The organism is Paraburkholderia agricolaris (genome assembly GCF_009455635.1).
In the GTDB taxonomy this organism is placed as follows: Bacteria; Pseudomonadota; Gammaproteobacteria; order Burkholderiales; family Burkholderiaceae; genus Paraburkholderia; species Paraburkholderia agricolaris.
Genome location: NZ_QPER01000001.1, coordinates 2,668,189 through 2,691,365, shown reverse-complemented (window position 1 = coordinate 2,691,365; position 23,177 = coordinate 2,668,189). Strand labels below are relative to the sequence as shown.

The following is a 23,177-nucleotide window of genomic DNA, read 5'->3' as shown; positions in this document are numbered from 1 at the left end:
TCAGGCTCTCCCCGGAGCGGCAGGACGCTGTGCGAGCAGCAGGCTCGCCGTGTTCTGCGCGATACGGTCGTTGTTGATCATTAGCGGTGCGGAGTAGAGGTCGCGCAAATGCCGTCCCACGCTGTACTCCGTGCCGTTCTTGTAGCCCGCCATGCCGCAGATCATCAGCACTTCCTGCACGACCTGCAGGGCGGTGTTCGAGACGCTGGTCTTTAGCGTGTTCATGTCGGAGGCGAAGCCGAGCATCGCCGAGAGCGGCGCATCGGCCTGGCAGCCACCTTGCCGCGCGTGGTGGGCGGCGCGCGCCGCGTCGAAGGCGACCGACAGGCGTGCCTGCATCATCTGCAGCAGGCCGACCGCTTCGGCAAGGCGCAGGCCGGCCGGTGGAATCGAGCCCGGTTTCGAGCGGGCCTGGGCGCGGAAGAAGGCTTTTGCGCGATTCACCGCGTCGCTGGCCACGCCGGTCCATACGGAGGCCCACAGCGTGTGCGAGACCGGCAACATGGTCTGATCGGCGATATCGGCGAAGGGGGTGGGCAGGATCTGTTCGGCGAGCCCCGTGGCGACGAGCCGGAAGCCCTCGCTGCAAGTGCCGCGCATGCCCATCGAATCCCATCCGCCACGCTTTTCCAGTTGCGTTTCTTCGCGTAATGCGACGATCAGCACCTGGTCGGCCGCGGCCGATTCGGCGGTGCGCCGCGCGGTGACCAGAATGCCGTCGGCGTGGGCGCCGTACGAGATCGTCGGCGCCAGTTTTTCGATGCGAAAGCGCTGGTGGCCAGGTTCTCCGTCGAGCTCGACCGAGCAGGCGCTGGTGCGCATATTGCCGCCGATTGTTTCCTCAGACGTAGCCGAAGCCAGCAGCCATTGATGTTCAGCCAGTCGCGCGAGCAACTGCCGCTGCCATGCCGACTCGCTGCCGTGCGCGTCGATGCAGGCCACCTGAATCTGATGCATCGCGTACACCATCGCGGTGGAGGCACACCCTTGCGCAAGTGTTTCGCAGATCGCACCGACATCCGCGAGCGAGAGCCCCGCGCCGCCGAACGTGGCCGGCACCATCGCCGATAACAGACGTTCGCGTTTGAGCGCCTCGAAAGCTTCGTGGGGAAAGCGCGCTTCGCGGTCCACCGCATCGGCGAACTGCGCGGCCACGGCGGCGCAGCGCTGCGCCGCGGCGTGCCAGCCGGGCTCGGTTGCCACCGCGCTCAGCACGACGCCCGCAGCGGCGGGTTGCGCCGCGGCGGAGTCCGCGAGTGGCGCCGTGACCGCGGGTGTGTCCGGCAGCGGGGCGTTCATGCTGCCGCCTGCGCCTGTTGCAGTTCGGTGATCGCGGCGGCCATCGAATCGATGCTTGAGAACAACCGGCGCGTCAGCATCCGGTCCGGGATTTCAATGCCGAATTCATCTTCGATAGCCAGCATCAGATGCACGGTCGCGAGCGAGGACAGGCCGGCGGCGTAGAGATCGGCGTCATCGGCCAGAGTGTCCGGCGAGACGTCGAGACGGGCTGATTCGGAAAGGATGCGGCGCAGTGCTGTTTTCATATTGGGGTGTCCCCTTGTAGGTGAGCAATCTTTCGAACGTTGCTGACGTGAAACGAACGGATGTCGCCGTTCTGGTCCCGACGTTTCGTATTTAAGGATTGGCAAAGCCCAGCGTCAGTGCGATGCCGCACGGAAACGCGTGTTTCGCGGACGTACCGTGTAGCCCTGAGTACAGGCAACTACAGGCCGGCGTGTCGGGTCAGGCCGTCGGGGGCGGCGCGTGATGCCGTCCTCGCTGAACGTATTTACCGCTGGGGAAAGTGATGAATTGGAAAACGCTGGATTTCGAGCAGTTGTCCGCACGCGAGTTGTATCTGATCTTGCGGGCACGCAGCGCGGTCTTCGTGGTCGAGCAATCGCATGTCTGTCTGGACGCCGATGGCCGCGACGAGAGCGCGCTGCACGTCTTCGCGGTCGAGGATATGGCACGGCCCATGCCGATTCTGGCCTATGCACGCTTGCAGCCCGGCGACGCCGAAGATCCTGAAATTACCATCGACAAGGTGCTGACGAGCCCGCTGCGGCGCGGCGACGGCACCGCCGAACTGTTGCTCGAACGGGTACTGCAGGCGATCGCCGAGCGTTGGCCGGGACACGCCGCGCGCGTGAGCGCGCCAGTCGGACTGCGCGGCTTCTACGAGCAATTCGGCTTTCGCAAGACGGAAGGGCCGTACCTCGAACACGGCGTGCCGTTCATCGGCCTGACGCGCCAGTTGCGCGGCAATCAGCCGTTCTTTGGCACGCGGCGCCGCGAGCGCGACGGCGCGGCGTTCGTCAACACGTTCGAGCTCCTGTAATGGCGCGAGTGCTGAGCGCGCCTTCCACGCGCGTTGAACGCGTGGTGCCGCGAACCCCACGATCGCCGGGTTCCGCAGAAGGCCTCGATATATACAGGAATCCTGATGAGGAGAGGACGCCGTGTGCGGACCCGGCATGCGCGAACGCGGGCGCTTCAAACGCGGCTAACCTGAACGTGTCGAGCTTCGACGAGCGTCGTTTCCGTCATGCGCTAGGGCGTTTTGCGACCGGCGTCGTGGTGATTTCGACCGGCAGTGGCGAAGGCATGCACGCCATGACCGCCAATGCCTTCATGTCCGGTTCGCTCAGGCCGCCGTTGATCGTCGTATCGGTCGGGCACCGCGCCCGCATGCACGAGCGTTTGATGAACAGCGCGATGTTCGGCGTGAGCGTGCTGTCCGATGCGCAGGAACGCCATAGCCGGCACTTCTCCGGCGAACCGCAGAGCCGGTTTGCGCCGCGCTTTGCCCCGGTGGACGGCTTGCCGGAGGTGGTGCTGCTTGAACACGCGGCAGCCCGTTTCGCGGCACGCGTGGTGGACCGGCATCCGTGTGGCGATCACACGCTTTTTGTCGGCGAAGTGCTGGTGTTCTCGCTCGATGAACACGCACCGCTGATCTTCTTTGGCGGGCGCTATGCGTCGATGGCCACACCGCTTTGAGACGCCGCCTGCCGCGCCGTCTGCCATACCGGGCACCGCGTCGCCCGCGGCGCTCAGGTGCCGCAGCGGCGCGCTTGACGTCCTTCCTTTCAATTCGCCCTCGTTCATTACATTCAATGGCCGACGACGCTCGACGTCTGAAGGGCGGCCTCGTCCCGCCAGATTTTTTGTGCGTGGCCGATGCCGCGCAAAGTATGACGATCAGACAATTCGGTCCACTACGTGCGTCTTCGCACTATGCAAATTTTGCAACGCAGGCACGCTTGAGACGCAAGCTTTTGGCCCGTCAAAACATGCGGCGTTACAAGGACGAAACAATTCTTCAGAGGGATAACCCTCTCAGGACGTTTCCCAACTGGCGCAACCGTTTTGATGCTAGCAACGTATCGTAAAAGAACCATTACGCATCGATACAACGACACACCAGGGCCGGTTGATCAACAGGGCTACGCGGGGGCAAACACCGCTTCGGGGAGAGAGGGTCATGGAACAGGCAAACAAGGATCGATCGCTGGTCAGCAAGGTCATGGACGGACTTGTGACCGGTATTGTCGAAGAGAAGTATGGCGCCATCCTGCCACCGCAGGATGTGCTGTCAAAGGAGTTCGACGTCAGCCGCACCGTCATGCGCGAGGCGCTGTCGATGCTGCTCGCGCGCGACATGCTGGACGTGCGGCCGAAGATCGGCACGCGCATCCGGCCGATGAGCGACTGGCGCATGATCGACGAGGACGTCGTGAACTGGCGTTTTCGCGCGAAGCCCGATCCGCTGTTTCTACGCGACGTGATCGAGTTTCGCATCCTGATCGAACCACGCGCTTCGGCGCAGGCGGCCGCGCGCGGCAGTGCCGCCGACATCGCGGCGATTCGCGAGGCGTTCGAGGCGTTCCGCGCGATCCAACCAGGCGAGTCGAGTTATCAGGCCGCCGATGAACTGTTCCACGCGCGCATCATGGTGGCGAGCGGCAATCAGTTCTTCAAACAGATGGCGGCGATCATTCGCGGCGCGCTCTCGACCGTCAATCCGATCGTCAATCAAAAGGACGGTTTGTGGGAGAGGGCGGTGAGCACGCATCAACGCGTGCTCGAAGCGATCGAGCGGCGCGATCCGAAGGAAGCGGAAATCGCCTCGCTGGCAATGATCGATTACGCCACTGAAGAGATCGGCAACAAGCTCACTTCGGAACCGTCGGAGCGCGGCTGAGTGTAGTCAGGCGTGGCTGGACCCGGCCGCTGCGGGAGCGGCCCAGATCGTTTTTCGGGAACGCCGGCTTCATGAGCAGTGCGGCCGCATACCCGCGCATGCACGCGCGGCTTGCGTCACAATAGCGCCTGCTCTGAACCGCACGGACTCGAAGGAACGATGACAATCGCCATGCAGGAAACCTCCCCGGGCGCCATGATTCGCTGGGGAATCGTTGGGACGGGCCGCATTGCCCGTCGCTTCGCTGTTGGACTCACCCACGTGCCGCAGGCGCAACTGACCGCGCTGTGGTCACGTCGTGCAGAACCCGCGCTGGCCTTCGCCGAAGAATTCGGCGGCGAAGTGTGCGCGAGTTTCGACGCACTGCTCGCAAGTGGTATCGACGCGCTCTATATCGCCACCGTCCAGGACAGTCACGCCGACTACGCGATCGCCGCGCTGCAAGCCGGCCTTCACGTGTTGTGCGAAAAACCCGCCACCATCAACAAGCCGCAACTCGAGCGCGTACTCGATATCGCGCGTGCCGAACAACGGCTTTTCATGGAAGCCATGAAGCCGCCGTTTTATCCTCTCTACAGAACGCTGCGCGCGCATCTGGAGACCGATCCGATCGGCGAGGTCGGCCTCGTGCGCGCCGGTTGTTCGGTACCGGGCGTGCCGGACGATCATCCGTCGATGTCGTTCGAGCATGCCGGCGGCGCACTGCTCGATATCGGCGTGTACGAGATGTTTCTCGCGGTCGACTGGCTCGGCGCGCCGCGTGAGGTGCAAACGCTCGGGCGGCTCGGCTCGACCGGCGTCGATACGTTCGCGAGCCTGAACAGCCAGCATGAGCGTGGCATTGCCCAATTGTTTTGCGGACTCGATCTGCACGGCAAGGGCGACGCGTTGCTGATGGCCAAAGGCGGCCATGTCACGATTCACGAGCCTTGGTGGAATCCGGCGCGCGCCACGATCCGCTACGCCGATGGCCGCGTGGTCGAACTCGATGAACCGTTCGAGGGCGGCGGTCTGAACTACGAGACCGCGCATTTCTGCGAGCTGATTCGAGCGGGACAGTTGGAGAGCCCGGTGATGCCACACGCAAAGTCGCTGCAGATGATCGAAATGGCTGACGCGGCGCGCGCCGCGCTCGGGCTCAAGTTCGCGGGAGAGTGAAGGCTGTCGCCGCGTTGCTTTTGGCGGCGATGGTACGATTTGCACGGATGCGGACTCGAATAAAAAGGGCCCGCATACCTACCGCTTTCGATCACCTTCCACCGGAGCCGCCTGCGATGCGCATGCTTGGAAAACTGTGGCGCGACAACAAAAGCCTTGTCGCCTTTCTGTTCCTGATGGTGCTATTCCGCAGCGCCGTGGCCGACTGGAACGTCGTGCCGAGTGGTTCGATGTTGCCGACCATCCGCGAAGGCGACCGGATCTTCGTCGACAAGATGGCCTACGATCTGCGCGTGCCGCTCACCCACATCACGATCGCGCATCTGCACGATCCGCAGCGCGGCGATATCGTCACGATCGATTCGTCGGCCGCGCATGAGTTGATCGTGAAGCGTCTGATCGGCTTGCCCGGCGACAGTATCGCGATGCGCGACAACGTGCTGTACGTGAACGGCGTGCGTGCGGATTATCAGCCGTTGAAACTCAAACCGCTGCCGGGCGATGCGGCTTCGCGAGGCGACTATCTGACCGAGCGCTTCGACGGCGTTGTGCATACGGTACGGCTTGCGCCTGACGCGCCGAGTCCGCGTAGTTCGTTCGGGCCGGTGATCGTGCCGCAGGGCGAATATCTGATGCTCGGCGACAATCGCGACGACAGCGCCGACTCGCGTTACTTCGGCTTCTTTCCGCGCAAGGAACTGATGGGCCGCACGCGTCACGTCGCGTTTTCGCTCGACCCGGATCACTACTACAAACCGCGCTTCGAGCGTTTCGGCGCGCCGCTGGATGCGGCATCGCTCACTGCCAGCCGTTAGGTTGACGGCGGCCGATTCAGTGGCCTGGTGGCTCAGCGACTCAGTGGCGCGACGGCAGCGCCAGGCGCTTTTCGTACCAGTGCTGCACCCATTCGAGCACCTGGCACAGCACCCAGTAGACCGCGGCTGCCGCGAGATACAGCGGCAGCGGCTGATAGGTCGACGCGATGACCTCCTGCGCGCTGCGCAGCAGTTCGGTCACCGTAATCACCGATACCAGCGAGGTGTCCTTGATAAGGCTGATCAGGCTGTTCGACAGACTCGGCACGGCGATGCGCAAGGCCTGCGGTGCGATCACATAGCGCAGCGTCTGGCGTCGCGAGAGTCCGAGACTATAGGCGGCTAGCCACTGGCCGCTGGGAATGCCGAGAATCGCGCCGCGCATGCTCTCCGACAGATACGCCGCCACGTTCGCCGACAATGCGATCACGCCCGCAGGGGTGGGGTCGAGCGATATGCCGAGACTCGGCAAGCCGTAATAGATCACGAAAATCTGCACCAGCAGCGGCGTGCCGCGGAACAGGCTGACATACACGCGCGCGATCCAGTTCAGCACGCGGTTGTGGCTGATGCCCATCACCGCGAGCAAGGCGCCGGCCAGCAGGCCGAAGATCATCGACAGAACCGCGAACTTGACCGTCAGGATGGCGCCCTGTGCAAGCACAGGAAGCGATTGGACGAGCAGGGAAGTGGTGGACATGAGCGATTGCCTGGGTTGGCGCGCAAAGAAATGAAGGGCGGCATCGCCGACGATGCCGCCCTTCGTTTCATCTGGCGTGCGTTACTTGATCGGCTTGCTGACGTCGATGCCGAACCATTTGTCCGAGATCTTCGAGAACGTGCCGTCTGCTTCGAGCTGGGCCATCGCGTCGTCGATCGCCTTGGCGAACTTCGGATTGCCCTTTTTGAATGGAATGCCCGACGGGTTGCCCGCGCCGAGCGTGGCGCCGGTGCGCAGCGGCAATTGCGAGTTCTTCATCAGATACGCGAGCATCAGGCGGTCGTTCAGCGCCGCGTCCAGACGGCCGGCGGCCAGATCGCGCAGATATTCAGGCGCGCCCGGATACGTCTTCACGTCGATTCCCGGCACCGATTTCGCCATGTCCATGTAGTTCGTACCCAGACCGACGCCGAGCTTCTTGCCCTTCAGATCGTCGAGCGATTTGAACTGGCGCGTGTCGTCCTTACGCTGGATCAGTTGCGCGGCCGAGTACGTGTAAGCCGGCGAGAAATCGAGCACCTGCTTGCGGGCGTCGGTGATGCCGACCTGGTTGACGATCACGTCGAACTTGTTGGCCTGCAGACCGGCGATGATGCCGCTCCACTCGGTCGTGACGAACTCCGGCTTCACGCCGAGCCTGGCGGCGACCGCTTTGGCGATGTCCACGTCATAGCCGACCAGTTCGCCCGACGGCGCTTTCGAATTGAACGGCGGGAAGGTGCCCTCCAGACCGATGCGCAGCGTGCCGCGCTGCTTGACCTGGTCGAGCAGGTCGTCCGCATGGGCGGTCACAGCCGTGAACGACGCGCCGATCAGGCCGGCAACGAGCATCTTCTTCAGCAAGCCAAATTTCATCGTGTTCCTTTCTGTACGTCTGGTGTTTTAACAGACAAAAGCATAACAAAACAGACTATCGAAATTCAAATATCGTTTGTTTATATCTATATGGCTTTAACGCAGTGCCTGCGCGCACTCAGCCACCAGCGCCGGTCCGCGATAGATGAAGCCGGTATAGAGCTGGACCAGCGAAGCGCCCGCAGCCAGCTTCGCGCGCGCATCCTCGCCCGAGAAAATCCCGCCCACGCCGATGATCGGCACCGTCTCGCCGACTTCGGCGCGCAGCTTGCGGATCACTTCGTTGGACGCGTCGAATACCGGCTTGCCCGACAGGCCGCCGGCCTCGTCGCCGTATTGCATGCCGGTGACGGCGGTGCGCGACAAGGTGGTGTTGGTGGCGATCACGCCTTCGAATTTGTGGCGCAACAGCGTGTCGCCGATCGATTTGATCTGCTCGTCGTCGAGGTCCGGCGCGATCTTCAACGCGAGCGGCACCAGCTTGCCGTGCATGTCGGCCAGACGCTGCTGCTTGTCCTTGAGCGCCGCGAGCAGCGCGTCGAGTTCGCCCGCGCCTTGCAACTGGCGCAGATTTTTCGTATTCGGCGACGAAATGTTGACCGTCACATAGCTCGCGAACGGGTACACGCGTTCGAGGCAGTACAGATAGTCTTCGGCGGCGCGCTCGATCGGCGTGTCGGCGTTCTTGCCGATGTTCAACCCCAGGATGCCGCGATAGCGCGCGGCCTGCACGTTCTTGACGAACTGGTCGACGCCCGCATTGTTGAAGCCCATCCGGTTGATCACGGCATTCGCCTGCGGCAGGCGGAACATGCGCGGGCGCGGATTGCCCGGCTGTGCGCGCGGCGTGACCGTGCCGACCTCGATGAAGCCGAAGCCGAGCGCCGCCAGACCGTCGATGCACGCGCCGTCCTTGTCGAGCCCGGCGGCGAGCCCGACCGGATTCCTGAACGTCAGCCCCATCACGGTGCGCGGCGCGTCCGGCACGCGTGGCGCGAGCGCGCCGGCAAGGCCGGTGCGGCCGGCGGCGCCAAGTATGCGCAAAGTCAGGTGGTGAGCGTCTTCCGCGTCCATGCGAAAGAGTTGGGCGCGTACGAGCGGGTAGAGGGAACTGAACACGGGACGAAGCCGGGTGGCCGGAAAATGGGAACCCGCCATTTTACCGGCTTTAACGCATTAATGAGACCAATGGGCCGAGACGCGCAGGCGCGAACCTTTGGAACCGCCCGCCCGCCGTGACTACGGCCGCAGCGGCCCGCGCCGGCCGTGAATCGCCAGATCGACCGGCGGCAGATCGATGCTGGCGGGATCGAGCACTTTCCACGCGCCGTCGATCAAGCCTTCGAGCGGCCGGAAATTGGCCTTGTACGCCATCTTCGGACTCTCGCGAATCCAGTAGCCGAGGTACACGTAGGGCAGCTTGAGGCTCTTCGCCTGTTCGATCTGCCAGTAGATGTTGTAGGTGCCGAAACTGGTGTGCGGCAGACCCGGTTCGAAAAACGTATAGACCGACGAGAGCCCGTCGCCCAGGATGTCGATCATGCTGATCATGCGCAGAATGCCCGGCGCGTCCGGATGATCCGGCAAAGGCTCGCGAAACTCGACCAGCCGCGAGTTGATCCGGCTCTGCAGCAGGAACTGTTCGTACTGGTCGCGACTGTCGCGGTCCATGCCGCCGCCGGCATGCCGTGCCGACTGATAGCGCATGTAAAGCGCATAGTGCTCTTCGTCGTAATGCAGCGGGGCCACCGTCGCGATCAGTTCGCCGTGTTTTTTCCAGATCCGGCGCTGGGTTCGGTTCGCCACGTAACTGTCGACCGGCACGCGCACCGGCACGCAGGCGCGGCAGCCGTCGCAATACGGGCGGTAGGTGAACACACCCGAGCGGCGGAAGCCGGCTTTGACGAGGTCGGTATAGACGTCGGAATTGATCAAATGGCTGGGGGTGGCGACTTGCGAGCGCGCGATGCGTCCATCCAGATAGCTGCAGGGATAGGGCGCCGTTGCATAAAATTGCAGCGCGGAAAGCGGCGAAAGAGGCAGCTCGTTGGGATGAGTCACGTTGGCAGCTCTCGAAGCGTCTCTGGTATTGCAAACCCGGCGCCTTGCGGATTTCAACCCGCGGCTCGTGACCCGCGGCTCGGTAGGCGACGGATCCGGATTCGGCCTGATTCTTTCTACGCCGGCGGCGCGACGACATCGCGCAAGACGGTCTTGTCGAACCGCCAGGGAATCGGCGGTGCATCGACAGACGCGCGAACATGCGCGATGAACGCTTTGCGCGCTATCTCGCGGCCGCCAAGCGACGCCAGATGCGACGTGTTCTGCTGGCAGTCTATCATTTCTATTTCGTGACGGCGCAAGTGTCCGACGAGCGCGGCGAGCGCCATTTTCGACGCATCGGTAACCTCCGCGAACATCGATTCGCCGAAGAACATCCGGCCGAACGAGACCCCATACAAACCGCCTACGCGCCTGCCTTCGAACCAGGTTTCGATACTGTGCGCATCGCCCACCCGGTGCAGCGACGAGTAGGCCTCGACCACGTCGGCTGTGATCCAGGTGCCGCGCTGGCCGCGCCGCGGCGCCTGCGCACAGGCGCGCATCACGGCGGCGAAATCATGGTCGACGCGGATTTCCCAGCTGTCCTCGCGCAGCACGCGTTTGAGCGTCTTGCGTAGCGACGGCGACACCTTGAATTCGGCGGGACGCAGGATCATGCGTGGATCGGGACTCCACCACAAGACCGGCTGGCCGTCCGAGTACCACGGGAAGATGCCGCGCCGATAGGCGTCGATCAGCCGCGACGGCAGCAGGTCGCCGCTGGCGGCGAGCAGGCCGGGTGCGCCGCTTGCCGCGCCGAGCGCGCGCTCGACGGAGGGAAACGGATCGTCAGGTCCGAGCCAGGGAACCATGCGCGCCGCTCAACCTTCGCGCAGCGAGCGGAAAATGTCGCCCGTATGCAGGCCGAAGCTGCCGGCGGCACGGTCAGCGAAAAAGAAGCGCAAGGTCTGGCCGACGGTCGGGAAGGCGATCTCGTCCCACGGAATCTCGTGTTCCTCGAAGAGTTTCACTTCGAGGCTTTCCTCTCCGGCCTCGATGTCGAGGTCGAGCAGGCGCGCCATATAGAACAGGTGCACCTGATGCACGTGCGGCACGTTCAGCAGCGAAAACAGGTTCTGCACCTCGACGCGCGCGCCGGCTTCCTCCAGCGTCTCGCGCGAAGCGGCTTCGGCGGTGGTTTCGCCCATTTCCATGAAGCCTGCCGGCAGCGTCCAGTAGCCATAGCGCGGCTCGATCGCGCGACGGCACAGCAGCACTTTGTCGTCCCAGACCGGAACGGTGCCGACCACGTTGCGCGGATTCTGATAGTGCACCGTGCCGCAACTGCCGCATACGAAGCGCTCGCGGTTGTCGCCCGGCGGAATGCTCAGGCTGACGCCGTGGCCGCAGACAGAACAGAATTTCATAGGAAGGGGACGAGAAAGAGTGATGGGAGTTTATCACTGGGGCGCGCTTTGCCGGGAGCGAGGCATGGCGGGGTGCGCCGGTGGGTTCGGCGCGGCGATATTCCACCGCTCGGAGGCATCTCGCCGGCGCGCGTGCCAAGCGCTACGTTGCGAAAGAAAGTGGATATGTTTGGAGTCCGGATCAATGAGGCGCGGTGCTCGCCCGGACGCTGGGAAGGAGAGGCTGAAAACAAAAAAGGCCTGCCGGTTGGGCAAGCCTTTGATGTTGTTTCGACGTTTCGAACCAGCTAAATACTGCTTGGTTGCGGGGGTAGGATTTGAACCTACGACCTTCGGGTTATGAGCCCGACGAGCTGCCAGACTGCTCCACCCCGCGTCCGTCGAAGAAAAGATTATAGAACAAAGCAGCAGCTCACGCAATAGCTATTTAAGAACCGGCTTCAATGCGCGCTACGCCGCGTCACTTGCCAATGCGGCGTAGCGTTGCTGGCGCGGCACGCTCTCGCGTCGCCACGCGCATTGCCGGTGTCGCATACCAGAAGGCTCTCGTAAGGCGCTGCGCTAGAATCCAGGTTCTCCGCGCGGCGCCGGGATGTGGAGTGCATCTACAACGGCCCGCGTCTCACCTCTTACCTTGCTCTGAACGCCATGGATATCGCTCACGATCTACAGGTGATTGCCGCCCAGGAACACGCGCTGGTGTTCCCGCAATTCGATGCCGACCGCGCGTGGCAGATCGGCGCATTTCTGCACGAGCTTGCCAAGGCCCGCGGCATTGCCGCCGCCATCGACGTGCGCACGTTCGGCCAGCCGCTGTTCTTCAGCTTGCTCGATGGCGCAACGCCGGACAATGTCGACTGGGCGCGCCGCAAGGGCAACACCGTCGCGCATTTTCGGCGCAGTTCATACGCGATTGGTTTGAAGATGCAGCAGTCGGGCAGCACGCTCGCCGACAAGCACGCGTTGCCGGCCACGGAATATGCGTCGCATGGCGGCGCGTTTCCATTAACGGTAACGGGCGCCGGTGTGATCGGCTCGATCACGGTATCCGGCCTGCCGCAGCGTGCGGATCACGAACTGGTGGTGGAGGCGCTGTGTGCCCACCTCGGTCACGACTACAGCAAGCTCGCGCTTGCAAAGGCCTGAAGCGATGCGGATGCCCCCTTATGCATTGCTCGCGATTGCGATCGTCGCCGAAGTGATTGCGACGTCTGCCATGCGGGCGTCGGAAGGTTTCTCGCGGCTATTGCCCTCAGCGGTCGTGGTGATCGGTTACGGCATCGCGTTCTATTGCCTGTCGCTCACGCTGAAGAGTATTCCGGTGGGCATTGTCTACGCGGTGTGGTCCGGCGCCGGCATCGTGCTGATTACCCTGGTTGCGGTCGTGTTGTACCGGCAAGTGCCGGACGTGCCGGCCATCATCGGACTCGGGCTGATCATTGCCGGGGTCGCCGTGCTGAACATCTTCTCGAAGATGCAGGCGCACTGATCACACGCCCCGAGCATGCGCTCAGTGCGTTATTTGCAGCGCACGATCATCGAGCGGTTTTTCACGTTAGCCGAGACGACGTTCGTGATGCTGCCGCCCGCAGCGCCGCCTTCGTCGTTGTCTTTCGACACGATGTCGTAGCCGGTCGCGCCACATGCCTTGCCGGCCTGCACGTAGCAGGAGGCCCAACTGGAAGCCGCGTCGGCACCGCTGCAGTTCACCGCAAAGCCGGTCTGGCCGTTCGGCAGATTGATCAGCGAGGTGGTGTTCGACGATGCGCAGCCGCTCAAACCCGCGCCGAACAGCACAGCGGCGGGCAGGGCGGCAAACAGGGACGCGTTGCGGACCAGAGCAAGCGCGGTGCGGCCCGGTCGGAGGCGGCCGGAGCGGCGCAGTTGCGTCATGAAATGCATCGTGATGTTTTCCTTTCAAATAGGTATCGAGGCTCGCCACACGCTGGACGTGTACCCTTGCGCAGGGCTAAGGCGTTTCGATTGTGATGCCCGCCGCGCCAACCATCTGGCGGCTTTCCGTGCCGCTTTCGGTTGCCGCGTCTTCCCAGATGCTAATGGCTTTCGGAATGTCGATGCCGTGGCTTTCGGCGTAAGCAAACCATCTGGTTGCCGCGTCCGGCTCAGGCAATTCGTGGTTCTGCAGAAAATATTTTCCCATATTGCGCTCATTGACCTCGAAATGGCGTCACTGCGTCAGCACGGATCGTGCCGGTCAGCAAGTTCGACCGAGGTAGGCGGCACAAGTGCAATCCGCATAGCGATTCGCATGTGGAACCGATCGCTCCGGCGCACGCGGCATCGGACAAAAAGGGGGAAGGGCGCTGGACCGTGGTCCAGCCGCGCGAGTACCATAACGGGCATGTCCGGGGGCGGACGGTTTTCACCTTCGCTCTTTTCTGCCGGATATTTCTGATGAGGCGACCATGGAAATTCAGTTTCCCGCGGATGCGCCTGCTTACCGCGACTCCAATCTGACCGTCGTGTTTCCCGCGCTCGTGGACGGCGAACCGGTGCCGTGCGCGATCTCGGTCGAGGCGCTCGAGGATCACTTCGGCGCGTACCCGGAGGATCTCGAGGGCTGGATGCGCGCGTTCGATGCCGGGCGTCCGCGCATCGAGGCAGTTGCGCGCGAGCATTTGCAGATCAGCAACGGCACGCCCGTGCTGCTCAGGAGCGGCCATTTTCCGCCCGGCAACGTGGCGGGCTGATCCGGTTTATTCGCTGCTGCGTGGATAACGGGCATCAATCCCCCGCGCTTGCGAAACCCATCCACGGTCAAGCCGTTGTCGCGGAGTCCCGCTGCGTTCCCGCACTCGCCGATGCCGCTTTCCGCGCGGCATCGAAACAACGGCGGATACCGTCCTCGTATGAGGTTTTTCTGACCGGGCCGATCAGCTTCATCAACGCGGTGTCGTCCAGCACAACCGGCTCGGTCATCAGGTAATTCATCTCCACCAGTTCGCGCATCAGCGGATTGAAAAGACCGAGCATGCGCAGCATGGTCTTACCGGCGACCATCAGCTTCGGCTCGCGGCCGGCCAGCGCGTAGGCCTGTCTCGCCACTTCACGCTGCGTGATCGTGCCCGTGCCGGCCAGATGCCACCAGCGGCCGTATGCGTCGGCCGTGCGCGTAAGTGTCTCGACCACCGGTCCGATATCCGGCAGGTAGATGAATTCGTGCGGCACATCCACTGGTCCGATCATCTGTGCGCGCTTGCCCCGCGCCGCCGCCTCGAATACGCCATTGATCAGACTACGTTCGATGCCGGGACCGTAGAAATCCGGCAGCCGCAGCACCAGTGTCGACAGGCGGCCCGACCCGCTGGCGCGGCCATGCGCCGCCAGCACCAGCTTCTCCTGCTCGAGCCGCATCTTGCCCTTGAACGTGTGGGGCTCACGCGGATGATCTTCGCTGATCGGATTGCCACGCGCACGGCCGTACGGGTACACGGTACCGATCAGAATGAGGCGCTCGACACCCGCTGCCGTCACACCGGCGAGCGTTTTTTCCATGAGCGGCGGATGCTCGGCGAACCGGTCGTAGGGCACGCCCACCAGGTAGATCACAGTCTGCAAACCGGCAGCCGCGGCGCTGATCGAAGCCGGCTCATCTGGATTCCACGTGACGATTTCCGCATGCGGGTCGTGACCGAAGGCCGCTTCGAGCGGGGCGCGCGAGCGGCCGACCACCCGGTAATCCCGGCCCGCCGCGCTAAGCGCGGCAGCGATGATTTGACCTGCCGCGCCGGCGGCACCGAATAAACCGACTTTTCCTATGGCTTGCATGGCGACTCCTGAAAGTGGCGCCTTATCGCGCCAGGATAATGTTGACTGATTGATGAGAATTTAATGAACACTGTTCAGTAAACGGTGTTCAGTTTAATTTGACTTTTCAGTTTGTCAACCTGAAAATGTTCGTCATGGGAATCGCCGAACGAAAAAACCGTCAGAAACAGGCGCTACGCGAGCGCATCCTCGATGCAGCACGGCGCATCGTGATGCGCGAAGGCTTTGCCGCGCTGTCCATGCGCAAGATTGCCGACGCCATCGAGTATTCGCCCGCCACGCTGTACCTTCACTTCGCAAGCCGCGATGAGATCGCACGGGCGTTGTGCGCGGAAGGCTATGCGCAGTTGCTGGAGACCTTCGTGCCGCTGGCGCAGATTGCCGATCCGACCGCGCGGTTGAAGGCGATCGGGCGGGCTTATGTGGCCTTCGGTGTCGCGCATCCGGAAACCTATCGTCTGATCTTCATGGAAGACCCGAGCTACACGGGCGCGGCGCTGGGCGGCGCGGCCGCTGTGCTGGCCGGTGCTCCGGTGGCTGGTGCCGCGCAGGCGGGCGCGTCGGGCGAGACGGTGGAGAGCGCGGCGGCAGAAACGCCGGCCGTGGCTTCTGCTGCGCCCGGCAACGCGGCCGGGGCGAGTGTCGAGCCTGCCAAACCAGACGAGCCAGACGACCCGGATGCTGCTGCCTTGTACGTGATGATCTCCGCGATCGAAGAATTGAAAGCGGCGGGGCGCTTGCCCGCATCGATGGAGGTGGGGGTGTGGGCGGAGGCGTTCTGGGCGACCCTGCACGGCATCGTCGCGCTCAACCTGACATGTCCCGTGTTCCCGACTGCGCCGCTGGATACCGTGGTGGGTATCGCACTCGATGCCTGGCTGGGGACGCAGCAGGCAGGGCAGCCGCAAGGCGCCATGAGCGCTGCCCGCCCGCGTAAAAAGAAGTCTGCTGAAGCGCCGTCTGAATCGGCCGTGGAGGTCGCCGGCAACGCCGGGACCCAGCCCGCCACCAGGCCTAAAGCCGCGAGGGCGTGATAACGTTCAGTTCCGGTTCATTTCGCGCCATCGCGCTTAGCTCTCCATGTCCATTTCCACCTCGCCCGCCGTCAGCGACGAAGTCGCGACTTACGTAGCCAACCGCATCGGTTTCATCGAACTGGAAAGGCCGAAAGCGCTCAACGCGCTGTCCACCGGCATGATCCGCGCGATGCACGCGGCGCTCGACCAGTGGCGCGAAGATCCCGACGTGCTGGCCGTGGTGGTGCGCAGCGCGCATCCACGCGCGTTCTGCGCGGGCGGCGATATCCGCTTCCTGTACGAGTCGGCGCAGCGCGGCGAGCAGGACGCGCGCGACACGTTTTTCATCGAGGAATACCGGCTCAATCACGCGATCTTCACCTACCCGAAACCGTACATTGCGTTGATGAACGGCGTAGTAATGGGCGGTGGCATGGGGATTTCGCAAGGTGCGCATCGTACCGGCGGCCTGCGGGTGGTGACGGACTCGACGAAGATGGCGATGCCCGAGACCCGTATCGGACTCTTTCCCGATGTCGGCGCAAGCTGGTTTCTGGCGCGCACGCCGGGTGCGCTCGGCCGTTATCTGGCGGTCACCGGCGAGACGATTGGCGCAGCCGATGCACTCTACGCAGGCCTCGCCGACACCTATATCGAAGACTCGGCCTTGCCCGCGCTAGTCGATACGCTGCGTACTGAACTGTTCGAACGTGGCGCGGACGTGGTGGCGTGCATCGAACGCGAGACCGCCGCGCATCAGGTCGTGCCGGAGCCCGATGCCGCACCGCTCGCGAGCACACGTGGGTTGATCGACCGGCATTTCGCGCTGCCCGACGTAGTGCAGATTCTCGCTTCGCTGGAGCGGGGGCGCGAGCAGGGTGGCGAGGCCGCCGATTGGGCCGAGCAGACGATCGCCGTGTTGCGCGAACGTTCGCCGTTGTCGATGGCGGTGTCGCTGGAAGTGGTGACGCGTGCCGAGGGTTCGATGGCGGACGTGTTGCGCGGCGATCTCGATCTGACGCGCACGAGCTTCGCGCAGGGCGACACGATCGAGGGGATTCGCGCGCGCATTATCGACAAGGACAACGCGCCGCGCTGGCGTTTTGCGCGCATTGAAGACGTGAACGCCGCCGAGGTGGCGAAGATGTTCGAAAGCCCTTGGCCGGCCAACGAGCACCCGTTGCGCGATCTACGGTCCTGAGCAGAACCTGAGAGGCTCAGTCCTCGTCTTCGCTCGCCATGAAGGCGCGCATGAACACCAGCGCGCCCCAGCCCCACATCGCATTTGCCGCGAAACCCACTGCCAGGCGCGGCAGCATGTTGCCGCTCGGCCAGATGCCGCGCAGCGGATCGACCACGAACACGCTCGCCGCGGTCAACGCAATGCCGCCAAATACGAAGGCCGGCACCCATGGTGCGCGCCGCTCAGGCGCCACGCGCAGCAGCCAGGCCATCAGCACTGCCCAGAACGCGCTCCAGATTGCGTTCGCGATGAACTCGGGCAGCCCCAGCGGCAAGAACGGTGCGGTCGAAAAACCGGTCGGGTCGATCAGCCCGGCCGCGTGCAGCAGCGCCAGGGTCGATTCATGAAAAAACAGGGAAGCCAGAAAGCCGGCGACGAATGGCAGGATGAGTTTTTGCATGCATTGCACCGCGAGAGCTCAGGCGGCGTGGTTCGCACGGCCTGCATCGGATTATTGGAAATGTGGCGCCATTATATATAGGGGCAAGCCGCTTCCAGCGTGGGTAAGGCGCAACATCCGTATGCTTTAGCGTCGGGCTAATCACGAAAGTGGAAAACCTAAGCTCAAAAAAATCGTTCAAAAGCCGGGTTCCGATCCATAGACTGTTTCTCCATACAGACGGCGTTTGCCGCCGTCGCCTGTTTAATCGAGCGCATCACGCGCACGTTTGGTCGAGGGAAGCCGTCGCGATGTCCTGCCTGATGCCGATCTTCAATTGCCCCATGGCGCACGCGCGTTCGTGGCTGTGCTGTCGGAACTAATCCGCGCCTCACTGCAGTATTTCCGTCTTTTCTAGCGCTCGCCTCTCCGGCTTCCGTGCCGGAGGGATGCGCGCGGCTAGCGGCTTTCGCCCGACGCAGCGTTCCTCGTCGTTGCACACGTCTCCATTTAATCCAGTTTCGAACTAGCAGGAGCAGCAAATGAATGTGTTCTGGTTCATTCCGACTCACGGCGACAGCCGTTATCTCGGTACGTCCCAAGGCGCACGCGCAGCCGATTACGACTACTTCCAGCAGATCGCCGTCGCCGCCGATACGCTCGGCTACGAGGGCGTGCTGCTGCCGACCGGCCGCTCGTGCGAAGACGCGTGGGTCGTCGCGTCGAGCCTGATTGCCGCGACCAAACGTCTGAAGTTTCTGGTGGCGATCCGGCCGGGTATTTCGTCGCCGGGTCTGGCGGCGCGCATGGCCGCGACCTTCGACCGGCTGTCGAACGGGCGTCTGCTGATCAACGTCGTGACCGGCGGCGATTCGGCTGAACTGGAAGGCGACGGCGTATTCGTCGATCACGACACACGCTATGAAATCACCGACGAATTCCTGCATATCTGGCGCAAGCTGCTGAGCGCCGCGCATACCAACGACGCGATCGACTTCGAGGGCAAGCATCTGACCTCGAAGGGCGGCAAGGCGCTGTATCCGCCGGTGCAGAACCCGCATCCGCCGCTGTGGTTCGGCGGGTCGTCGGCGGCGGCGCACGATATCGCGGGCGATCACATCGACACGTATCTGACGTGGGGCGAGCCGCCCGCGGCTGTCGCGAAGAAGATCGCCGACATTCGCGCCCGTGCCGAAGCGCGTGGCCGCACGATCAAGTTCGGCATTCGCCTGCACGTCATCGTGCGCGAAACCGAAGAAGAAGCGTGGGCTGCCGCCGACAAGCTGATCAGCAAGCTCGACGACGAAACCATTTCCCGTGCCCAGGCTTCCTTCTCGAAGATGGATTCCGAAGGACAGCGCCGCATGGCCGCCTTGCACGGCGGCAAGCGCGGCGGCCGCGCCGAACTCGAGGTGTATCCGCATCTGTGGGCGGGCGTCGGGCTGGTGCGCGGCGGCGCGGGAACGGCGCTGGTCGGCAATCCCGAGCAGGTGGCCGCGCTCATGAACGAATACGCGGCGCTTGGTATCGACACGTTCATCCTGTCCGGCTATCCGCATCTCGAAGAATCGTACCGCTTCGCCGAACTGGTGTTTCCGTTGCTGCCGGGCCGGCAGATCAAGACCGCTGGCGGTCCGCTGTCCGGGCCGTTTGGCGAGATCGTCGGCAACAACTATCTGCCGAAAGCGGCGAGTTCGAGCTGAGCGCATCGCCCGGTTCAGCACGAACACCTAATGGTCAGGCAGTGAGGAAATCATCATGGCTCAATCCACTTTGAGCGCGGGACAAGGCACTGACGCCGTCGCTCGTTCGAGCGCGAGTCTCGCCGTCTTGCGCCGCATCGGTGCGCATCTTGCGCCGTGGCTCGCGCCGCTCGCGATTCTGCTGGCATGGGAATTCGCCGCCCGCAGCGGCATTCTCTCGACCCGCGTGCTGCCCGAACCGCTCGCGGTCGTGAAGGCCGCGTGGTCGCTGATCCAGTCCGGCGAAATGTGGGCGGACGTGAAGGTCAGCACGTGGCGCGCGGTGTCGGGCTTTGCGATCGGTGGCGGCATCGGACTCGTGCTCGGCCTTGCAACGGGTCTGTTCAAATCCGCCGAAATCGCGCTCGATTCGACCGTGCAGATGGTCCGCAACATTCCCGCGCTGGCGATGATCCCCCTCGTGATCCTGTGGTTCGGTATCGAGGAAGAGGCGAAAGTGTTTCTCGTCGCGCTGGGCGTGTTTTTTCCGATCTACGTGAACACCTTCCACGGCATCCGCTCGGTCGATGCCAATCTGATCGAAATGGCACGCAGTTACGGCGTGAAGGGTTTCGCACTTTACCGGCACGTGGTGCTGCCCGGCGCGTTGCCGTCGATTCTGGTCGGCGTGCGGTTCGCGTTCGGGCTGATGTGGGTCACGCTGATCGTTGCCGAAACCATTTCCGCGCAGTCGGGAATCGGCTACATGACGATGAATGCCCGCGAATTCCTGCAAACCGATGTGGTGGTGGTCGGCATCCTGCTGTACGCGGGGCTCGGCAAACTCGCCGACGTGCTGGCCAAGAGTCTCGAGCGCGTGTCGCTGCGTTGGCACCCGGCTTATCAACGAGGAGCGAAAACATGAGCGCAACCACATTGTCGACGTCGTTCGGCGGCATCGCGGGCAGCGATCTCGAAGCCGAACTGGCGCAACCGCGCACCGCCGATCACGACGCGGATGAGGCTGCGGGTTTCGATCGGGCGGAACCCTCGCACGATCGTCAACGCGACCAGCGCGTGAGCGTTCTGCCTGCAGCGACGGGAGCCTCGGCGCGCAATGACGCACGCCGCTCCGCCGACTATTCGGTCGAGTTGCGCGGTGTCGGCAAGCAGTACGGCGAGCGCAAGGTGTTGTCCGATTTTGATCTGTCGATCGAGCGCGGCAGCTTTGTCGCTATCGTCGGCCGGAGCGGCTGCGGGAAATCGACCTTGCTGCGCCTCGTCGCGGGTCTGGAAAAGGCCACCTCGGGGGTGCTCGAGAAACGCACCGAAGACGGCCGGCCGCTCGACACTCGCATCATGTTTCAGGACGCGCGGCTTCTGCCCTGGAAGAGCGTGCTGCAAAACGTGATGCTCGGCCTCGGCCGCAGTGCGCGTGAGGATGCGCGGGCCGTGCTCGCCGAAGTCGGTTTGCTGGAACGCGCCAACGACTGGCCCGCGCAGCTCTCCGGCGGTCAGCGTCAGCGGGTGGCGCTGGCGCGTGCACTGGTGCATCGGCCGCAATTGCTGCTGCTCGACGAACCGCTCGGCGCGCTCGACGCGTTGACGCGCATCGAAATGCACGCACTGATCGAACGCCTGTGGCGTGAGCATCAATTTACCGCGCTGCTGGTGACGCACGACGTGCATGAAGCCGTCGCGCTAGGCGACCGGATTCTGCTGATCGAAGAAGGGCGCATCGCGCTCGATCAGCCGGTACCGCTGGCGCGCCCGCGGGCACGTGCATCGGCCGGGTTCGCCGCGCTGGAAGAACATGTGTTGCAACGCGTACTGAAGACGGCGCCGAATGACGACGCGCTGTCCCAGCGTGCTTACGACGCACGTGACGAGGGCCGCCTCACGCGGCCGACGGACGTCCGCTGGGCCGTCTGATATCTCTTGACTGACTGTTTTTAATCGCTTTTCTGGAGTCGCTCGATATGACCATTTCCGCAATCAACGTACGCAATCAGTTCAAAGGCAAGGTCAAGGAAATCATCCGCGGGCCGGTCGTGTCCGAGGTCGATGTGGACACGCCGTTCGGTATCGTCACTTCGGTGATCACCACGCGCTCGGTCGACGAACTCGACCTGAAGGTCGGCTCGGAAGTGGTCGCGCTGGTGAAGTCCACGGAGGTGTCGATCGCGCGTCTTTAAACGCGCTTGCCTTATTCGCGCGGTTCGCGCCGTCAGCCGTGCCGGCGCTATTTCGCGTTGGCGGCGCTGGCGGGCGGCTCGTGCATCATCTTGTCGTTGGTCGGTTTGCGCGGACGCTTGATCGGCATATTGTCCGGATTGCTCGCACCGCCTGAGCCTGAGCCCGTCTCCGGCGGCTTGACCATCGATGCCGGGCCGTTTTGCGGCATGGTCTGCGTCTTTTGTGCCGGGCCTGGCGTTTGTGCGAATGCTGCCGGACCGCCCATGTTGAACGCCGCAAGCGTGACGCACGCCGTCAGCGCTGTCATTCTGCTTCGCTCCATCTCGTCCTCCTTTCCGCTACCGCTTGCCGGGTTTGCTATAGCCACGCTTGTGGGATAGACCCGCTTGCGCGTGCAAAATTCGCGGGCTGCACAAGCTTTGGATGTCGGTGCGCCTGAGACGCGCCTGCGTCCGGCCGCGAAACTTGCTACGATAAATTCAGCATCACGACGGAGACGGCCATGTCGAAGTCATTAAGTCCGGAAGCGGTCGAAGCTTTGCGGCGCCTGAACGATGTCGGTGTCGGACAGCCCGTGCCGAAGTTTGCGCAGTCCGTCGCGGCGGAATTGCTGTCGAATGGCCTTGCCGCCGAGGCGGGCAGCGGCGACGTCGAGATCACCGTTAGCGGCCGGCAGTATCTTTCTGGCGATTGCGACTAATCGTCAGATGTAGACCTGTCAGTCCCTGTTTCGAGCCGTAACGACGGCCCGACGGGCGTGCATGGCCGTGCGCATTTCACCCTGACACGGAACACTTCAAGGAGGCGATCATGGAGCCGAAAGGCCCCGACATGGGCGACTACCAGGAGCGCTATCAGGACTACGACATCGAAGTTGCCGTCGAGCAGGTGCTGACCGGCGTCAAGGCGCATTTTCGGGTGTTGCGCAACGACGCGGTGGTGGTCGACTGGCGCCTCGTCCACATCGACACTCTATGGCCCACGGAGCATGCTGCCGCAGAGGCCGGCTTCAGGGCGGCGCGCGAAACGATCGATGCCGGCCTTAGCGGATAACCGTAGGCGCCGGAACCGGCAAGCACATTCGATTAAGCTGACAGTTCTGTATCGACCTGTTAGGGACCGCAATGCACCTCGCGCGCGCTATTCCGATCATCCGTATTTTCTCGGAAGAGAAAGCCAGAGAGTTTTACGTGGACTTTCTCGGCTTTACCATCGACTGGGAACACCGCTTCGAGGCGAATACTCCGCTCTATGCGCAAGTGCGCCGTTCCGATCTGATTTTGCACTTGAGCGAGCATTATGGCGATGCGACGCCGGGCTCGACGATTTACGTGCCGATGCAGGGCATCGACGCGTTGCATGCCGAACTTCAGCGCAAAGACTATAAGTACGGAAAGCCGGGCGTTGAAGATGAGCCCTGGGGGAAAGTGCTCGAGACGATCGATCCGTTCGGTAACCGGATCCGGTTCTGCGAATCGCCGGAAGAGGAAAAGCGCGAGGCGTGATGACGCTGGCGTTGGGGCTCGATGGATGGGCTCGACGACGTGAGCGCGGCCGCCGTGTAAACGGAACTGGGCGCCGGCATGCATTACTGCATGCGCGGCGCCCAGTTCGGCTGCCGTCTTGTGAACGGCAACCTTCAA

General features: G+C 63.3%; 30 protein-coding genes and 1 tRNA gene. 17 read left to right on the top strand and 14 right to left on the bottom strand.

All coding sequences use genetic code 11. From position 1 onward, the window contains the following. A complete protein-coding gene (locus GH665_RS11895) occupies positions 1 to 1,299 on the bottom strand; it encodes an acyl-CoA dehydrogenase family protein (protein WP_246216191.1) in 1,299 nt (432 codons plus the stop codon). Further along, a complete protein-coding gene (locus GH665_RS11890; RefSeq protein WP_028198155.1) occupies positions 1,296 to 1,547 on the bottom strand; it encodes an acyl carrier protein in 252 nt (83 codons plus the stop codon). The genes GH665_RS11895 and GH665_RS11890 overlap by 4 nt, the downstream gene beginning before the upstream one ends. A 263-nt stretch (positions 1,548 to 1,810) precedes the next feature. Here GH665_RS11890 and GH665_RS11885 point away from each other — a divergent pair, with 263 nt between their 5' ends. The 5 genes from GH665_RS11885 to lepB all read left to right on the top strand — a co-directional run bounded on the left by GH665_RS11885 (position 1,811) and on the right by lepB (position 6,183). Continuing rightward, positions 1,811 to 2,344 carry a GNAT family N-acetyltransferase gene (locus GH665_RS11885; RefSeq protein WP_153136014.1) on the top strand — a complete coding sequence of 178 codons (534 nt, stop codon included), beginning with the start codon at positions 1,811 to 1,813 and terminating at the stop codon, positions 2,342 to 2,344. Positions 2,345 to 2,520: 176 nt separating this feature from the next. After that, positions 2,521 to 3,006 carry a flavin reductase family protein gene (locus GH665_RS11880; protein WP_281357237.1) on the top strand — a complete coding sequence of 162 codons (486 nt, stop codon included), beginning with the start codon at positions 2,521 to 2,523 and terminating at the stop codon, positions 3,004 to 3,006. A gap of 484 nt (positions 3,007 to 3,490) precedes the next feature. After that, positions 3,491 to 4,210: a FadR/GntR family transcriptional regulator gene (locus GH665_RS11875; RefSeq protein ID WP_153136013.1), complete on the top strand. Its 720-nt coding sequence runs from the start codon at positions 3,491 to 3,493 to the stop codon at positions 4,208 to 4,210. A 159-nt stretch (positions 4,211 to 4,369) separates the two neighbouring features. Then, positions 4,370 to 5,368 carry a Gfo/Idh/MocA family protein gene (locus tag GH665_RS11870; protein ID WP_153136012.1) on the top strand — a complete coding sequence of 333 codons (999 nt, stop codon included), beginning with the start codon at positions 4,370 to 4,372 and terminating at the stop codon, positions 5,366 to 5,368. A 116-nt stretch (positions 5,369 to 5,484) separates the two neighbouring features. Next, on the top strand, positions 5,485 to 6,183 hold the full coding sequence (lepB, locus tag GH665_RS11865; RefSeq protein WP_046569579.1) for a signal peptidase I: 699 nt from the start codon (positions 5,485 to 5,487) through the stop codon (positions 6,181 to 6,183). Positions 6,184 to 6,223: 40 nt separating this feature from the next. Here lepB and GH665_RS11860 read toward each other — a convergent pair whose 3' ends face one another. The 7 genes from GH665_RS11860 to GH665_RS11830 form a co-directional block, all read right to left on the bottom strand. Then, positions 6,224 to 6,883, bottom strand: coding sequence for an amino acid ABC transporter permease (locus GH665_RS11860; RefSeq protein WP_028198161.1), 660 nt, complete (start codon positions 6,881 to 6,883; stop codon positions 6,224 to 6,226). 81 nt (positions 6,884 to 6,964) lie between these two features. After that, positions 6,965 to 7,759, bottom strand: coding sequence for a cystine ABC transporter substrate-binding protein (locus GH665_RS11855; protein ID WP_144195514.1), 795 nt, complete (start codon positions 7,757 to 7,759; stop codon positions 6,965 to 6,967). 96 nt (positions 7,760 to 7,855) lie between these two features. Then, a complete protein-coding gene (locus GH665_RS11850) occupies positions 7,856 to 8,833 on the bottom strand; it encodes a quinone-dependent dihydroorotate dehydrogenase (protein WP_246216287.1) in 978 nt (325 codons plus the stop codon). A 165-nt stretch (positions 8,834 to 8,998) separates the two neighbouring features. Further along, the gene (locus GH665_RS11845) at positions 8,999 to 9,820 is read right to left on the bottom strand and encodes an arginyltransferase (RefSeq protein WP_153136010.1); all 822 of its coding nucleotides are present in this window, start codon (positions 9,818 to 9,820) and stop codon (positions 8,999 to 9,001) included. Between the two features lie 116 nt (positions 9,821 to 9,936). After that, positions 9,937 to 10,674, bottom strand: a complete 738-nt coding sequence (gene aat, locus GH665_RS11840; RefSeq protein WP_153136009.1) for a leucyl/phenylalanyl-tRNA--protein transferase — start codon at positions 10,672 to 10,674, stop codon at positions 9,937 to 9,939. A 9-nt stretch (positions 10,675 to 10,683) separates the two neighbouring features. Further along, complete coding sequence (locus GH665_RS11835; protein WP_120343991.1) at positions 10,684 to 11,229, bottom strand: NUDIX hydrolase; 546 nt, start codon at positions 11,227 to 11,229, stop codon at positions 10,684 to 10,686. Positions 11,230 to 11,528: 299 nt separating this feature from the next. Continuing rightward, positions 11,529 to 11,605: transfer RNA gene (locus GH665_RS11830), tRNA-Met, on the bottom strand. A gap of 272 nt (positions 11,606 to 11,877) precedes the next feature. Here GH665_RS11830 and GH665_RS11825 point away from each other — a divergent pair. Both GH665_RS11825 and GH665_RS11820 read left to right on the top strand, forming a co-directional pair. Continuing rightward, complete coding sequence (locus GH665_RS11825) at positions 11,878 to 12,375, top strand: heme-degrading domain-containing protein (RefSeq protein ID WP_153136008.1); 498 nt, start codon at positions 11,878 to 11,880, stop codon at positions 12,373 to 12,375. Positions 12,376 to 12,385: 10 nt separating this feature from the next. Then, on the top strand, positions 12,386 to 12,718 hold the full coding sequence (locus GH665_RS11820) for a DMT family transporter (protein ID WP_404935683.1): 333 nt from the start codon (positions 12,386 to 12,388) through the stop codon (positions 12,716 to 12,718). A 29-nt stretch (positions 12,719 to 12,747) separates the two neighbouring features. Here the strand turns inward: GH665_RS11820 and GH665_RS11815 are convergent, their stop codons facing one another. Together GH665_RS11815 and GH665_RS11810 are read right to left on the bottom strand one after the other, a co-directional pair. Beyond that, positions 12,748 to 13,131 carry a hypothetical protein gene (locus GH665_RS11815; protein WP_153136007.1) on the bottom strand — a complete coding sequence of 128 codons (384 nt, stop codon included), beginning with the start codon at positions 13,129 to 13,131 and terminating at the stop codon, positions 12,748 to 12,750. 67 nt (positions 13,132 to 13,198) lie between these two features. Further along, complete coding sequence (locus GH665_RS11810; RefSeq protein WP_153136006.1) at positions 13,199 to 13,390, bottom strand: hypothetical protein; 192 nt, start codon at positions 13,388 to 13,390, stop codon at positions 13,199 to 13,201. 265 nt (positions 13,391 to 13,655) lie between these two features. Here GH665_RS11810 and GH665_RS11805 point away from each other — a divergent pair, with 265 nt between their 5' ends. Beyond that, complete coding sequence (locus tag GH665_RS11805) at positions 13,656 to 13,940, top strand: DUF1488 family protein (RefSeq protein WP_028198171.1); 285 nt, start codon at positions 13,656 to 13,658, stop codon at positions 13,938 to 13,940. A gap of 67 nt (positions 13,941 to 14,007) precedes the next feature. Here the strand turns inward: GH665_RS11805 and GH665_RS11800 are convergent, their stop codons facing one another. Continuing rightward, positions 14,008 to 15,018: an NAD-dependent epimerase/dehydratase family protein gene (locus GH665_RS11800; RefSeq protein ID WP_153136005.1), complete on the bottom strand. Its 1,011-nt coding sequence runs from the start codon at positions 15,016 to 15,018 to the stop codon at positions 14,008 to 14,010. A gap of 134 nt (positions 15,019 to 15,152) precedes the next feature. Here GH665_RS11800 and GH665_RS11795 point away from each other — a divergent pair, with 134 nt between their 5' ends. Then, the gene (locus tag GH665_RS11795; RefSeq protein ID WP_153138397.1) at positions 15,153 to 16,052 is read left to right on the top strand and encodes a TetR/AcrR family transcriptional regulator; all 900 of its coding nucleotides are present in this window, start codon (positions 15,153 to 15,155) and stop codon (positions 16,050 to 16,052) included. Between the two features lie 46 nt (positions 16,053 to 16,098). After that, positions 16,099 to 17,235, top strand: coding sequence for an enoyl-CoA hydratase/isomerase family protein (locus tag GH665_RS11790; protein ID WP_153136004.1), 1,137 nt, complete (start codon positions 16,099 to 16,101; stop codon positions 17,233 to 17,235). A 16-nt stretch (positions 17,236 to 17,251) separates the two neighbouring features. Here the strand turns inward: GH665_RS11790 and GH665_RS11785 are convergent, their stop codons facing one another. Then, positions 17,252 to 17,677 carry a hypothetical protein gene (locus tag GH665_RS11785; protein ID WP_028198175.1) on the bottom strand — a complete coding sequence of 142 codons (426 nt, stop codon included), beginning with the start codon at positions 17,675 to 17,677 and terminating at the stop codon, positions 17,252 to 17,254. 521 nt (positions 17,678 to 18,198) lie between these two features. Between GH665_RS11785 and ssuD the strand changes: the two genes are divergently transcribed. From ssuD to GH665_RS11765, 4 genes are read left to right on the top strand one after another with little or no spacing between them, the layout of a single operon-like run. Next, positions 18,199 to 19,359 carry an FMNH2-dependent alkanesulfonate monooxygenase gene (ssuD, locus tag GH665_RS11780; protein ID WP_106354981.1) on the top strand — a complete coding sequence of 387 codons (1,161 nt, stop codon included), beginning with the start codon at positions 18,199 to 18,201 and terminating at the stop codon, positions 19,357 to 19,359. 55 nt (positions 19,360 to 19,414) lie between these two features. Continuing rightward, positions 19,415 to 20,263, top strand: coding sequence for an aliphatic sulfonate ABC transporter permease SsuC (gene ssuC, locus GH665_RS11775; protein WP_153136003.1), 849 nt, complete (start codon positions 19,415 to 19,417; stop codon positions 20,261 to 20,263). Continuing rightward, positions 20,260 to 21,270, top strand: coding sequence for an ATP-binding cassette domain-containing protein (locus GH665_RS11770; protein WP_153136002.1), 1,011 nt, complete (start codon positions 20,260 to 20,262; stop codon positions 21,268 to 21,270). The genes ssuC and GH665_RS11770 overlap by 4 nt, the downstream gene beginning before the upstream one ends. A 47-nt stretch (positions 21,271 to 21,317) precedes the next feature. Beyond that, positions 21,318 to 21,533, top strand: a complete 216-nt coding sequence (locus tag GH665_RS11765) for a TOBE domain-containing protein (protein WP_028198179.1) — start codon at positions 21,318 to 21,320, stop codon at positions 21,531 to 21,533. A 47-nt stretch (positions 21,534 to 21,580) separates the two neighbouring features. On the opposite strand, the gene GH665_RS11760 is transcribed toward GH665_RS11765, so the two are convergent. After that, on the bottom strand, positions 21,581 to 21,856 hold the full coding sequence (locus tag GH665_RS11760; RefSeq protein WP_153136001.1) for a hypothetical protein: 276 nt from the start codon (positions 21,854 to 21,856) through the stop codon (positions 21,581 to 21,583). A gap of 180 nt (positions 21,857 to 22,036) precedes the next feature. Here GH665_RS11760 and GH665_RS11755 point away from each other — a divergent pair, with 180 nt between their 5' ends. From GH665_RS11755 to GH665_RS11745, 3 genes are all read left to right on the top strand, one after another. Then, complete coding sequence (locus GH665_RS11755) at positions 22,037 to 22,234, top strand: hypothetical protein (protein ID WP_153136000.1); 198 nt, start codon at positions 22,037 to 22,039, stop codon at positions 22,232 to 22,234. A gap of 110 nt (positions 22,235 to 22,344) precedes the next feature. Then, positions 22,345 to 22,587 (top strand): DUF6566 family protein, encoded by a 243-nt coding sequence (locus GH665_RS11750; RefSeq protein WP_153135999.1) that lies wholly within the window; start codon positions 22,345 to 22,347, stop codon positions 22,585 to 22,587. 71 nt (positions 22,588 to 22,658) lie between these two features. Then, on the top strand, positions 22,659 to 23,039 hold the full coding sequence (locus GH665_RS11745) for a glyoxalase superfamily protein (protein ID WP_153135998.1): 381 nt from the start codon (positions 22,659 to 22,661) through the stop codon (positions 23,037 to 23,039). Positions 23,040 to 23,177 lie beyond the last annotated feature (138 nt).

What these genes read in the sequence shown, in the direction of transcription:
- aat (WP_153136009.1), bottom strand. Translation starts at nt 10,674, where the DNA reads ATGGTTCCCTGGCTCGGACCTGACGATCCGTTTCCCTCCGTCGAGCGC.
- GH665_RS11760 (WP_153136001.1), bottom strand. Translation starts at nt 21,856, where the DNA reads ATGGAGCGAAGCAGAATGACAGCGCTGACGGCGTGCGTCACGCTTGCG.
- GH665_RS11765 (WP_028198179.1), top strand. Translation starts at nt 21,318, where the DNA reads ATGACCATTTCCGCAATCAACGTACGCAATCAGTTCAAAGGCAAGGTC.
- GH665_RS11750 (WP_153135999.1), top strand. Translation starts at nt 22,345, where the DNA reads ATGGAGCCGAAAGGCCCCGACATGGGCGACTACCAGGAGCGCTATCAG.
- ssuC (WP_153136003.1), top strand. Translation starts at nt 19,415, where the DNA reads ATGGCTCAATCCACTTTGAGCGCGGGACAAGGCACTGACGCCGTCGCT.
- GH665_RS11875 (WP_153136013.1), top strand. Translation starts at nt 3,491, where the DNA reads ATGGAACAGGCAAACAAGGATCGATCGCTGGTCAGCAAGGTCATGGAC.
- GH665_RS11795 (WP_153138397.1), top strand. Translation starts at nt 15,153, where the DNA reads ATGGGAATCGCCGAACGAAAAAACCGTCAGAAACAGGCGCTACGCGAG.
- GH665_RS11885 (WP_153136014.1), top strand. Translation starts at nt 1,811, where the DNA reads ATGAATTGGAAAACGCTGGATTTCGAGCAGTTGTCCGCACGCGAGTTG.
- GH665_RS11870 (WP_153136012.1), top strand. Translation starts at nt 4,370, where the DNA reads ATGACAATCGCCATGCAGGAAACCTCCCCGGGCGCCATGATTCGCTGG.
- GH665_RS11825 (WP_153136008.1), top strand. Translation starts at nt 11,878, where the DNA reads ATGGATATCGCTCACGATCTACAGGTGATTGCCGCCCAGGAACACGCG.
- GH665_RS11800 (WP_153136005.1), bottom strand. Translation starts at nt 15,018, where the DNA reads ATGCAAGCCATAGGAAAAGTCGGTTTATTCGGTGCCGCCGGCGCGGCA.
- GH665_RS11770 (WP_153136002.1), top strand. Translation starts at nt 20,260, where the DNA reads ATGAGCGCAACCACATTGTCGACGTCGTTCGGCGGCATCGCGGGCAGC.
- GH665_RS11850 (WP_246216287.1), bottom strand. Translation starts at nt 8,833, where the DNA reads ATGGACGCGGAAGACGCTCACCACCTGACTTTGCGCATACTTGGCGCC.
- GH665_RS11785 (WP_028198175.1), bottom strand. Translation starts at nt 17,677, where the DNA reads ATGCAAAAACTCATCCTGCCATTCGTCGCCGGCTTTCTGGCTTCCCTG.
- GH665_RS11855 (WP_144195514.1), bottom strand. Translation starts at nt 7,759, where the DNA reads ATGAAATTTGGCTTGCTGAAGAAGATGCTCGTTGCCGGCCTGATCGGC.
- ssuD (WP_106354981.1), top strand. Translation starts at nt 18,199, where the DNA reads ATGAATGTGTTCTGGTTCATTCCGACTCACGGCGACAGCCGTTATCTC.
- lepB (WP_046569579.1), top strand. Translation starts at nt 5,485, where the DNA reads ATGCGCATGCTTGGAAAACTGTGGCGCGACAACAAAAGCCTTGTCGCC.
- GH665_RS11890 (WP_028198155.1), bottom strand. Translation starts at nt 1,547, where the DNA reads ATGAAAACAGCACTGCGCCGCATCCTTTCCGAATCAGCCCGTCTCGAC.
- GH665_RS11805 (WP_028198171.1), top strand. Translation starts at nt 13,656, where the DNA reads ATGGAAATTCAGTTTCCCGCGGATGCGCCTGCTTACCGCGACTCCAAT.
- GH665_RS11820 (WP_404935683.1), top strand. Translation starts at nt 12,386, where the DNA reads ATGCCCCCTTATGCATTGCTCGCGATTGCGATCGTCGCCGAAGTGATT.
- GH665_RS11860 (WP_028198161.1), bottom strand. Translation starts at nt 6,883, where the DNA reads ATGTCCACCACTTCCCTGCTCGTCCAATCGCTTCCTGTGCTTGCACAG.
- GH665_RS11895 (WP_246216191.1), bottom strand. Translation starts at nt 1,299, where the DNA reads ATGAACGCCCCGCTGCCGGACACACCCGCGGTCACGGCGCCACTCGCG.
- GH665_RS11745 (WP_153135998.1), top strand. Translation starts at nt 22,659, where the DNA reads ATGCACCTCGCGCGCGCTATTCCGATCATCCGTATTTTCTCGGAAGAG.
- GH665_RS11815 (WP_153136007.1), bottom strand. Translation starts at nt 13,131, where the DNA reads ATGCATTTCATGACGCAACTGCGCCGCTCCGGCCGCCTCCGACCGGGC.
- GH665_RS11835 (WP_120343991.1), bottom strand. Translation starts at nt 11,229, where the DNA reads ATGAAATTCTGTTCTGTCTGCGGCCACGGCGTCAGCCTGAGCATTCCG.
- GH665_RS11790 (WP_153136004.1), top strand. Translation starts at nt 16,099, where the DNA reads ATGTCCATTTCCACCTCGCCCGCCGTCAGCGACGAAGTCGCGACTTAC.
- GH665_RS11810 (WP_153136006.1), bottom strand. Translation starts at nt 13,390, where the DNA reads ATGGGAAAATATTTTCTGCAGAACCACGAATTGCCTGAGCCGGACGCG.
- GH665_RS11755 (WP_153136000.1), top strand. Translation starts at nt 22,037, where the DNA reads ATGTCGAAGTCATTAAGTCCGGAAGCGGTCGAAGCTTTGCGGCGCCTG.